Here is a 12023-nt window from a genome sequence, read left to right on the forward strand (position 1 = left end):
CCCTCACTTTTGATCACCTGGTGTTTTCAATTTATCAATTTTATCTAACTTACCTTGCGTTTTTCCACTAACAACTTCGCTGGCCAAGGAACCACCAATGTTACCTAAATTCTCAGCAGTGTTATTCGAAACTACAGGTTTTAACTGATTACCAGCGGTAACCGCCTTACCCCCTACAATACCCACGGCCCCACCGACGCCAGCAGCTATCATTGCATTCTTCGGGTCTTCGCCTTTGATTTTACTGCCGACGTAAGCTCCGCTCACACCAATAATCTCAGTAGCAACAACACCTTTACCTTGAGTCAGGGCAGCAGACCCAGTGGCAATAAACAAATCGGTATAATTAAAGGGTTTATCGCCTTGTAGCTGTACACCTGCGTTCGCCGAACCACCGATTAATCCCCCCACGGCCATTGAACTTCCACCAACGACAGTTCCTGAGCCCAATGATGCTGCAGTTATCATAAACTTGCCCCAAGCCTTAACAAACTCGGTTGCAGGTTGTGGTGCCCCGGTTCCCAAACCACGCGCCAAATCAGACTGTGCCGCAGAAATTTGTTCCGGAGTAGCGCCATGCTCTGTCATATACTCACCTAAAGTAAAGGCAGCCTGGCCAGAACTCATCATCCCAGGAGAAAAACCAAACTGGTCGTTATTTTCAGAGGTATTCTTACCGGATTGCCCGCCAGTGACGGCTCCTGCCGTATCACCGCTTGCCAGGCCACCGGCCAAACCGCCCGCGAGCGTGGCCAATGCAGAAACCGTCTGGCGCTGCTCTTCGCTCATTTTACTGAAATCACTGGTACCGAACATCGCCTCGGCAATCGCTTTGGTACCCAATGCCGCCGTCGCAGCGCCCGCAGCACCGGCAGCAGCCGACTGACCTTGTAGTTCTGCCAGTGCGCCAGCCACCACCGCATGCGCGATAATACGACTTTCCTCATTGGGAGCCAGACGGTGTATCTGTTCCGCCAGATAAGGCGCAGCCCCACCGGCAATTGCCGCCTGCAGATCGCCACCGGCCAACCCTTGCACCGCAGCGACCGCTGCCTGCATACCTTGCTGTACCTTACCGCCCGTGCCATAACCCGACTCGCTGAACGCCTGGTTATAGGCCGTCTGGTAAATCTGCGCGTTGATATCGTCGTTGGTGATGACCTTGCCCGGTTTTTCTTTCGCCAGCTTGTCTGCCGCGGCCTTGCGATCGGCATCGGTAACGTTATTCATTTTCTCTTTGGCAGCCTTGGTCGCGGCGATCGCCCCCTCAGTCCGCGCTATGTCCATCGCCTGATTGCCGATCTCGCCGATCAACTGCGCCTGCTGCAGGCGTTTCTGCTCTTTCTCTTTGTCGAAGATCGGGCTCAGGGTTTGGTTGGCATGTTCCACGTCGCGGCTCAGGTCGTTGACGTTCTGCGTCTGTTTATCTTGATCGCGAATGATGATGGTGCCGTCACTCACCGCCGATTGGGTGGTTGAGCTGTCATGTCCGCTGTTGTTGGCCCCCACCAGCAGGCCGTTGGCCATGTTACCGGCGAACTGGCTGCCGATGCTGCCGCCGGAGCTGATGCCCACGCTCTGGTGCTCTACCTCGAAATCAGCCTGATTATGGATGTCCTTAAAGCCCAGCGTGCCGGTGTCGAGTTTGTTTTTGTCCGCCGTGGCGGTGCTGCCGATTACCGCGCCGTTAAGCTGGGTATGTTCCCCCACCGTCAGGTCAAAGCCACCCTTACCGGCAAAGATACCGGTCTGCTCCTGCACGCTGTCGTAGTTGCTGTGCATCTTGTCTTTGCTCAGGCTGATGCTGCCGGAGCCGGTCATCGAACCGAAGGTGAAACTGCCGCCCGCGCTGGCGTTCTGCTGTTTGGAATCGTAACGATCGCTGTCCTGCTGGCTTTCCAGCAGCAGGTTGCGGCCTACGTCGGCCTTGACCGATTCGCCGGTGACCTGCGCGCCGATCAGGTTGGTGTCACGCCCGCTGGTGATGTTGACCTGATTACCGGCGTTAACCGTGGTTTCGGTATGGCTGGTGCCATTGCCCTTCTCGTTGCCTTTGCCTTTGTTGACGCTGGCGGAGACGCTCAGCCCGATGCCGCCGGAGCCGACGCCGATACCCACGCCCAGCGTGCCGCCCTGGCTCTCGTTTTTACCGTCCAGATACTGGGTGTTGGTGGCAGACAGCAGATTCACGTCACGATTGGCATTCAGGGTGACGTCTTTGCCCGCCTGCAGTTGGCTGCCCTGCACGGTGATGTCGCCGTCTTGGCCTTTCACGCCGTTGCCGCTGGCAGTGATGCTCAGGTTGTTGCCCGCCGCCAGGCTGCTGCCCTGCGCGGTGCTCTGCCCGCTGTTCTGGGTCGAGGTGGAGGACTGGGTACCGTAGGAAATACTGATCCCCACCATGTTGTTGTTGGCGGGATCGGCACCCTGCGCCTCGGCCAAACGCGCCGCCTGCACCGCCTGTACACCGCTCAGCGCCGCTTTGGTGCCCTGCAATGCCGCCAGGCGGCTGTCGTCGGTGGATTTCGCCTGCTGCGAGGTTTCCACCGCGGTGTTCAGCGCACTGCCGACCGTACCGGAGAGTGCCAGCGTCAGGCCGGATTTCTTCTGTTCGACCTTGTGGGTCTGGCTGTTCTGGTCCTGCGCCTGCGTCACCGACACATTCTTGCCGCTCAACGCCATGTCTTTACCGGCCACCAACTCGGATCCGGTCACCGCCAGATTATTGCCGGCCCCCAGGGTGACATTGCCGTTTACGCTGCCGACGGTGCTGCCCTGATTGGTCAGCCCCTGCGCGGTATCCGTGGTTTTCAGGCTTTCGGTGCCGTAGCTGATGCCGATGCCGCCGCTGCTCATCAGGCCGGATTTTTTCTCCTGCTTGAGGTGCAATTCGCTGTTGCTTTCGGTCGCGCCGGTGATGCTCAGATCGTTACCTGCCAGCAGTTTCACGTCCTGAGTCCCCGCCACGCTGCTGCCCTGTACCCGTAAATCGTTGCCCGCCAACACATTAATGCTGTCACCGCTCAGGGTACTGCCCTGTACGGTCTGGCGCTCCAGGGTGTCGCGGGTGGTGGTGGTGGTTTTGGACATCAGGCCGTTACCGCCGGTCACCTTGTGCCGCTCGTCCAGATCGAGGGTGTTCTCGCCGCTGAGAATATTGATGTCATGGCCGGCATTCAGGTTCAGCGCATCACCGGCAGAAACCGTTGCCGCATGGGCTGTGATATCGTTCCCCGCGTTAAGGGTCACAGCCCCTTTGCCCACCACTTCGCTGCCCACCTGCTGGCTGTTGCCCTGTTTCAGGCTGTTGTCGCCGTCCCAGATCAGGTTGTCACGGCTGGCGGTGGTCACCGTATTCAGGGTGAGATCGCGCCCGGCACTCAGCAGGGTTTGGCCATTATCACCGCTGTTAACCACCTGCGCCGCATCCAGTTTGATGTCGCGACCGGCCTGCAGCATCAGCTTGCCGTCGGCCCCCTGCACGTACATGCCTGCCACGCTGTCGATGTTGGTGCGCTCGAAGCTGTTGGCCCCGTTAACGCTCTGCGCCGTACGGGTGGTGCTGATGGCGTTGATGTCTCGTCCGGCGCTGGCCAGCAGCGAGTTGTTTCCCTGGATCACTCCGCCGATATTGTTAATGTCGGTACGGGCAGTCAGGCCAACGTCGGCCCCCTGAATGTGGCCCGCCACGTTGGTGATGTTGGCCGCGCTCAGTTTCACCACTTCACGCCCGGCGATATGGCCACTGTTAAACAGGCCTTCCCCCAGATTAAGGTTGACGTTGCGCCCGGCAATCAATGCGCCGGAACCGTCCAGATCGCCCGGTTGCATGCGGGCATACACCTGCGGCACCAGCACGTTTTGCTGGCTGCCGTCCGGCAGCGTGACCTTGGCATTCACCAGCCAGACAATATCTTTGGTCAACAGCCCCATCTGCTCTGGCGTCAGCGCCACACCGACCTTCAGGTTATATTGCTGGCTGAAGGCCAGCCCCTGATCCATCAAGGCCTTGAACTGTTCTTCGTCGTTGTTGAAACCGTCCAGATAGCGCTGGCCGGTCAGGTTAATGACCTGTTCGCGGATCAGCCGCTGCTCGTAGTAACCGTCACCCAAGCGCTTCAGTACGTTGTCCGGGTTATTGGTGGCCTTGGCAATCATGTAGTCCGAACCCAACCAGGCTTTTTGGTTGGTGAAGCGCGGATCGGTCTCCACCAGATACTGGCCGCCCGGTGCCGGATTGGTTTTGAACAGGCTGTTGTCCGGCAGGCGAGTGTCCGGCCCGACAATGCGCACCACGCTGTCCGCCGCGTCGCCCTGCTGGTTATTGACCTTGTTGGCGACTTCGAACTGCTGGCCCGGCTGCAACGCGACGGCCTGAATCACCGGTAGCGTGCCACTGCCGATGGTCTGCATCCCAGCGGAAATATCACTGCCGCTGACCACCGCATTGACCCCACCGGCAGCGCCGATAGGGGTATTGGTGCCCTGCTGCGTCAGTGGGGCAATGGCGATCGGGTTACCTGCCACTTGCCCATGGTCAATCAGCTGGCTCGGCTTCAGCGCAATGGTCTGAATGGTGGTCGGCGGCGTATAGGCCGTGGCATTGTGCCCCTGCTTGTCTTTACCCTTCTTCTTGATGCGGTAGTAACTGGTCACTTCGCCGACGTCGGTGGTCAGGCGCTGGCCCGGCACAGCCACGTTATCCACGCTGCCGGCGTTAATCGCCAGCGTGCCACCCGCGATCACCTGGCTCTTGTCGTTCAGCAGATGCCCGGCGTTGATCGCCATATCGCCACCCGCGATGATTTTGGCAGGGTCGCTTTCCTTGATCTGGGTTTCCTGCACCGTGCGGTTGTAGTCGTATTGCGTAAATCTGTCGTTGTTATGCCCAGTTTTCCCTGGGGTATTCAGGTTCAACAGCGAGTCTGATGAATTGCGGTCAACAAAGACGCCCGGTTCTCCGGCCATCCAGCGTACCGGGTCGCCCGATTGCTGATACTCGGTGATTTTTCCGTTGGAAACGGTGACCAGCTCGGTAGTAAAGCGGTCGTTGACGTTGTTGATCTGCCCGGCCGAAATAGCCATGTTGCCCGCAGATTCAATGGTCGAACTGTGGTTATTGATCGTACCGGCCTGGCCGGTGGCCAGGTGGTTGGCGTCAAGCTGGCCGCCAATCGCCATGTCCCCACCGCTGTAGATCAACCCATGATCGTAGTTATTCAGCGTTTGGGTGCCGATATCCACCCGTTCGCGCCCGGCCAGCGTGGCAGCAGTGCCGTTTTCCGCCAGGTTGTTAAAGGTGACGGTTTGCACGCCAACAGCATCGCCATAAATACGGCCGGTGCCGATGTTGGTCAGCGTATTGGCCTGGATCAACGTATGTTTGCCGTCAATCAGACCATAGTTGGTCAAGGTGCCGTTGACCGTCAGCCAATCCTGCCCGGCGTTTATCTCGCCGCTGGCGGCATTGAACAGATTATTGGCGCGCAGATCGAGCTTGGCACCCGCCAGCAGTTTACCGCTGTTGGTCACATCGCCCGGCGTGGTGAAGTTGAAATTGCCGTTGGCAATCATCTCACCGCTGTTATTGATGCCCTGCGCGCTGACCAGGTTCATATCGCCCAGCGACAGCAATTGCCCGTCGCCGCCGACCGCTGCTGCGTTGATGTCCAGCAGCTTGCCGGCCTTGACGATACCGGCGGTGTTCAGCAGGTTAAGCGCCGCGCCCTGCAACTGCAGGTTTTCGCTGGCGGCCAGTTGGCCAGCGCTGTTATCCAACTGACCGCCGTTGGTGATAGTCAGTTGTTGGTTAGCCAGAATGCTGCCGCCACGGTTGCTCACCGAGCCGGTGTTCAACGCCAGGGTTTGGCCTTCCAGCCCTTTATTTTCCGCCTTGGTGTCGTCGTTAATGAACTGCAGGGCATTGAGCGTCACGGTGGCGCCGCTGCGGATCAGCCCCAGGGCGTTATCGATAAGCCCCTGCGCGCTGTCCAGCAACAGGTTGCCGACCGCCTGAATTTGTCCGTTGCGGTTATCCAGGCCGGCGCTGGCGAGTTGGACCGCCTGTTCGCCAATAATTCGCCCGCCGTGACTATTGTCCAATTTCAGCGCTGCCAGGGCAAAGTCGCCTTTGGCCCCCAGCGTGCCGCCCTGATTATTGACGTCGCCGCTGCTGAGCTGCAGTTTGCCCAGGCTGTGCAAGGTGCCGTTCTGGTTATCCAGCCGCTGGCCGTGGGTATCGACGCGCATATCCGCGCCCGACTGCACCAATCCACCCTGGTTATTCAGGCCGCCCGCGCCGGTGGTATTCAGCACCAATGCCTGCTGTGCCACCAGTTTGCCACCGCCGTTCAGCAGCGCTTCAGCATCAAGCTGCAAGCCTTTACCGGCAATCACCACGCCCTGACCGTTATCGAACACGCCAGTGGTAAGGTTCATCGCCCCCTGACTGGTGATGCCGCCTTTGTCGCCGCTGTTAGCGTTAGTCAGCCGAGCAACTGTCAGCTCTAATCCCTCGCCGCTCTGGATCAGGCCACCGTCGTCGTTATTGAGGCTGTTGCCGTGCAGCTCCAGCGCCGTCTGTGCCGCCAACTGGCCGCCCCGGTTCTCCAGCAGGCCGAAGTTAATCTTCGCCGCATCGGCGCTGACCACCGTGCCCTGATTGTTCACCAGATGGTCGCTATCCAACTGCAGTTTTTTGCCTGCGCCAATCACCCCCAGATTACTGTTATCCAGCAATTCTTCAGCATTCAGCGCCATATCCTGGCCGGATTTAATCGCCCCGCCCTGGTTATTGATCACCCTGGCGGTGGCCGACAGTTGCTTCTCCGAAGCCAGCGTACCGAGGCGGTTATCCAGTTGCTCGCCTTGCAGTTGCAGGTCACCTGAACTGGCGATAAAGCCGGCCTGGTTATTCACGTTACCGCTGGTGATAGCCAGTTTGCCCAGACTGCTGATCCCGCCATGCTTGCCGCTGTCGAGGTTGCTCAACGCCTGGCCATGAGTATCGATACGCGCATCAGAACCCGCCTGCAGCAAGCCACCGTCATTGGTCAGCGCCAGGCTGTCGATGTTCAGTTTCTGTTTACCGACCAAGGTACCTTGGCTGTTATCGAGCGTTCCGGTGAACAGATCGGTCGCTCCGGCGCCCACCAGCATGCCCTGGGTGTTGTCCAGCGCGCCACTGTGAATAGCCAACGTACCCTGGCTGAGGATGCCGCCGGTTTCACCGCTCAGGCGGTTGCTCAATGCCGCGCCCTGGGTGTCAAGATTCATGTTGCCGGCAGATTGCAACAGACCGCCGTCATTGTTCAGCGCGCCGCTGCTCAGACCCAGATCGCCGGTGGCGGCGATAACGCCCTGTTGGTTGTTCAGCGCTCCTTTGCCCAGCGCCAGCGAAAGCGCACCACCAACGACCTGCCCGGCCTGATTCTCCAACCCATTGCCGGTCAGTTGCAGAGCCTGCCTGGCCTCGATACGGCCACCCCGGTTATCCAGCGCCTGCCGCGCTGTGACCTCAGCCTTGCCCGTCGCGGCAGACACCAGCCCTTTGCGGTTATCCAGCTTATCCGCCTGCAGTTGGGTATTGCCGCTGGCCGCCAGTTGCCCCTCTCGGTTATCGATAGCGCTACTGACCTGAGCCTTCAGGCTGCCGTCCTGTGCGGCAATCACTTTGCCGCTCTGGTTGTTCAACTGCGCGGCGTTTAACGACACGTTACCGTTGGCCGCCAGTTGGCCGCCCTGGTTATCAATCCCCCCGCGGGCATTGAGGCGCATCTCACCCTTGCCGCTCTGCACAAGTTGGCCGTTGCGGTTTGACAGGCTGCCGGCATCCAACGCGATCTGCTGCGCCGAAGTGGTGCCGCCGTCCAGCACATAATCGCCGCCCTGCATGCTCAGTTGGCCGTTGGACAGCAGTTTGCCGCCATCGCCCTGCAGGCGTCCGGTATTCACCGTCAACGCGCCTTTACCGGCATGGACGATTTGTCCGCCCTGGTTGTCGACTGATCCGGCGTTCAGCGTCAGGCCATTGCCGTTGCTGGCGATACGGCCGCCGGCGTTGTCCAATTTACCCTGCGGGGTAAGCCGGAGGTCGTCTTCACCTAGTTGGGCGATCTCACCCTTGCGGTTGGATAAGTCATGCGCACTAAGCGCCAATTTATTCGCCGCCAGCTTGCCGCCGTCATTGTTGAACAGCTTGCCGCTGCTGGCAGTCAGCTGTTGCGCCGCTTCAACCTGCGCATTGGCCGTGGTCAAATCACCCTGACCGGCATCTAGCGTGACGTTAGTCCCGGCAGTGCGACTGCCGCTGATGTCCACGCCCTGCCCATTGGCACGCAGGTTGCCCGCCGCCAAATTTTGGCCCTGCGCGGTCAGTTTGCCGCGGGTGGTTAACGCCAGTTCGCCGCTGCCGCCCAACTTGCCATCCTGCTGCACACCGGCTGCCAGCGTACTGCCTTTACTGCTGTTCAGGCTGGCTGCCTGGATGCGCACATTATTGCGGGCCGCGATAGAGCCGCTGTTTTGGACCTCGCCGCCACTGCTGACGTCGGCATGCCCCGCAGCGAACAGTGAACCACTGTTGCTGACGCCGCCTTTCGAGGCCAGTTGCATATCGCTGCCGCTGCTGATTTTGCCACTGTTTTCAATGCGGCCATCGGCGGTCACCACCACGCTACCGGCCTGCGCACCGATATTACCAGCGTTGCGCACCCCGACGCCGGTTTCGGTACCGATCATGCGGATCTTACCGGCGTACATGCCGCCCAGCTTCGCCACGTCTACCGCCAGTTGCGGGCGAGTGGCAGGATCGTCACCTTGTTTGTCGATCTGTTGGTGCGCCGCATCCACCTTGTTACGACCGGTGGTGACTTTAAGATCGTTAGCCCAAAGCCCGGCATTGATCTTTGTCGATCGCGCGATAATCTCGGTGTAATCCTGACGCGAACTGTCCATACCGGCGCCTTCAACCACCACTTCGCCGCGCTCAACGTTAAAGCCGGTCAGGTTGCCGTTGTTCATTTGCGCCTGACCGGTGGTCAGGGTCGCTCTGTTGGCATTAATAAAGCCGCAGCCATTACAGGTAATGCCGGACGGGTTGGCGATCACCACCTGCGCACGCTGGCCAGCCACTTCGATATAACCGTTCAGGCGACTAGGATCACGGGAGTTGACCTCATTGAGGATCACCTTGGCTTCGCCTTTCGCCAACCATGGGTTGCCATCGACCCAGCCGCCCTGTTGGGTTTGGGTCATTTTATGGGAGTTGTTGAGGATCGCGCCCTGCTTGTCGACGTCAAACTGGCTATAAGTATTGCGAGAAACCCCGCCGGCGCTTGGCGTTTGGATATTGACCTGTGGCGTACCGTTAGCGCTGTTGACGATGGTCGGCTGCTGGCCGCCCGGCGCATTACCGTCGGCAATAATCGCGGCCTGCACCGGCTGGATAGCCCCCAGCGCTATCAGCAGGCTAAAGCTAACGGCACTGATTTTGCCGATACACTGACTCAACGTGTGGCCCAGACCAGGTGAACGAGCTGACCCGGCACGACCGGAGCGGGCGATATCCGCCACCACCATCAGCATGCCACGCGCTTTGTTGAAAACGATACGATACAGGTTCTTGTTCATGGCAATGTCCTTATTGAATTTCTGACGGCTCGACGGCTAACGGGTGGTTTACCCACCATTGCTGCGCTTGCTGATGGCTGACCTGCGCACCTTTAAAGTTCACTACGCGCTTTCCACGCCGATCTCCGCGGTGATACAGCGCCCGCATGCACAGGTGCGGGAAAATGTCCCGAACGATCAGATTGCGCATTTCTCGCGTGTGCCCAAAGGGCGCTATCCAGTCGCAGAACCACATACGATCGCCGCTGTTCCAGTCACTTTCCAACATATTCACCGCAGGTTGCGTTAAATAACGCGCCTCGGCCTCTTGATTCATCCAGGCCCAACTGAGGAAAAACACCGGCTGATTCTGGTGTGATGCCAGCACATATTGTTGCCGCTTGATGATCGGCAACAGCAGCGTCGGTAGCGTGTGCAGCGGCGCATCGCGATGCATCGGCGAATGCATCCACAACCAGACGGCAGCCCCAAAGGCTTCCGCTTCACTGTCGTCACCGCCGAGGATCAGCGGCGCTCTGATATCGTATTCGCCTATGCGCATGGTCATGTCCTCAGTAGTTCCAGCTCAGGTTGAAGCCCAGAGTGACCGGGCTGGTGCTGAAACCCTCAGGTTTGGAGAACGGCACACCGGCGAACAGGTCGTAACCGACCTTAAACGCATAGCCGCGCAGGCCGACCACGCCGCCGGCCAGGTGTTGCCCCGCCAGATAGTCAGAACCGTAGCCCCCCACTTCGCCGTAGTCGGCACCGAGGTACAGTTCTTGCCCCTGCAACGGCGTGCGCCAGGCCAGATCGTTACGGACGAACCAGCCGTGGTTAGCGTTCAGGGTGCGCTCACCGTCAAAGCCGCGCACCGTCCAGCGGTTGCCGATAGCAAACTGATCCTGCGGCGTCAGCGGCGTGTCGCTGATCTGCCGCTGGTATTGCACGTTGTAGCGGAAGTTCTGGCTAAACAGGCTGAACGGCACGTCAAGCTGGGCGTTGAGCTGCACAATTTTGCTCAGTGCAGTGGCTTCGCCAAAGGTCTCTTCCGGCGCAGGCAATGCGCCGAACCAGCGGGTGCCGCGTTGATAACTGACGCCCGCGTCCAACGTAGCCTGTTGAATATAGTGGCGATGCTGTAATCCCAAACGCCAACCGGAGGTGCGCCGACGCTGCACTTCCACTTCGGTATCGTTGATGGCGTTGCTTGACTCGCGCGCCAGCACGTCGTAGGTCAGCGTGGTTTTTTGGCTGCCGTTACGGTGCAGTACCCGGCTGAGTTGGAAATCCAGGTTCTTGCTCTTGCCGCTGTAACGGTAATCCTGATTCTGACCGGCAATGGTCTGATGATAGTCATAGCTGTTGGCAGTTACCCCCGCCATCCAGTAGCCGAACGGCACCGAATAATGACCGGTAATGTTTTTGGAGCCTTTGCCGCCCTGATTTTGCAGATCGCTGGAGCCGGAGATATAGAACAAGTCACTGAGCGAGAACGGGTTATCCAGCGACAGCGTCAAACCGCCCTGATAACGTCCGGTGCTTTTAGTGCCAGAGTCATCCAGTGAAGCGCCAACGCGCCACATGCGCTCCTGCTTCCAGCTCAGGGCAATGTCGCTTTCGCCGGGCTGTTCGCCGGGAATGATTTCCATGCTGGCCTGTACCGTCGGCAAACGCTGCAGGTTTTCCAGCCCTTGTTCGATATCGCGCAGATCCAATAGGTTACCTGCATGGGCCGGGAATGTGCTGTAGGGTTGAATGTAATGGCCGCTGTCCGGTGTCAATTTCACCTGCCGCACGTAGCCCGGCACCACCACCAACCGCAGCTTACCGCTTTTCAGATCCTGCGTCGGCGCCAGCACGCGGGTGGTGATATAGCCGTGATCCACCAGCCGGTTTTGCAGGGTACTCATCAGCAGGTTAATACCCTGCCCGCCCAGGCAGCGGCCCTGCGCCTGATCGGCGATACGCTGCAACGGCAGCCAATGAGGGAGTTTGTCCTGACCGGTTAACACCACCTGATCGATAGGGAAGCAGGTTTTTTCCTGCGGGAAAGCAATGCGGCCAAAGCTGGACGAAGGCGGAGATAAGCGCACATCCGGTGTCGGCGGTGTCAGTTGCTGCTCCAGCGCCTTTTGCCGCTGCTGCTGTATGATCAGTTGCTCACTGCTTGAAGTGGCCGCCTGAAGCGACTGGCTGTATATAAATAGCGGCAAGACAACAGAGCTTAATGGAATACAGCCCTTACGCACAGCAAGGCTGAGCGACGAGTACGCGGAATGGCGCATTACTTTTTCCCTGTCGAGAGACAAATAAAGATAAGAATTGTAAAAAAACGCAAACATTATGCGCACGAATAGCTCGCAATCAACTTAATTTTGGTCCGCAATGGGCTCTGGGTAACAAAATGCTTA

3 protein-coding genes are annotated in these 12023 nt (G+C 59.0%); all 3 read right to left on the reverse strand.

The window, feature by feature from the left end; translation table 11 throughout:
* Positions 1-3: 3 nt before the first annotated feature.
* The 3 genes from OCH02_RS11725 to OCH02_RS11735 are packed head-to-tail and all read right to left on the reverse strand — an operon-like array spanning position 4 to position 11897.
* Positions 4-9630 (reverse strand): hemagglutinin repeat-containing protein, encoded by a 9627-nt coding sequence (locus tag OCH02_RS11725; protein ID WP_261431409.1) that lies wholly within the window; start codon positions 9628-9630, stop codon positions 4-6.
* A 10-nt stretch (positions 9631-9640) separates the two neighbouring features.
* On the reverse strand, positions 9641-10171 hold the full coding sequence (locus OCH02_RS11730; protein ID WP_261431618.1) for a toxin-activating lysine-acyltransferase: 531 nt from the start codon (positions 10169-10171) through the stop codon (positions 9641-9643).
* A gap of 10 nt (positions 10172-10181) precedes the next feature.
* A complete protein-coding gene (locus OCH02_RS11735; RefSeq protein WP_261431410.1) occupies positions 10182-11897 on the reverse strand; it encodes a ShlB/FhaC/HecB family hemolysin secretion/activation protein in 1716 nt (571 codons plus the stop codon).
* Positions 11898-12023: the final 126 nt, after the last annotated feature.

The organism is Serratia quinivorans (assembly GCF_946227985.1).
Lineage (GTDB): Bacteria > Pseudomonadota > Gammaproteobacteria > Enterobacterales > Enterobacteriaceae > Serratia > Serratia quinivorans_A.

Bases quoted from the DNA above. Each gene is read 5' to 3' on its own strand.
- OCH02_RS11730 (WP_261431618.1), bottom strand. From the start codon at position 10,171: ATGCGCATAGGCGAATACGATATCAGAGCGCCGCTGATCCTCGGCGGT.
- OCH02_RS11725 (WP_261431409.1), bottom strand. From the start codon at position 9,630: ATGAACAAGAACCTGTATCGTATCGTTTTCAACAAAGCGCGTGGCATG.
- OCH02_RS11735 (WP_261431410.1), bottom strand. From the start codon at position 11,897: ATGCGCCATTCCGCGTACTCGTCGCTCAGCCTTGCTGTGCGTAAGGGC.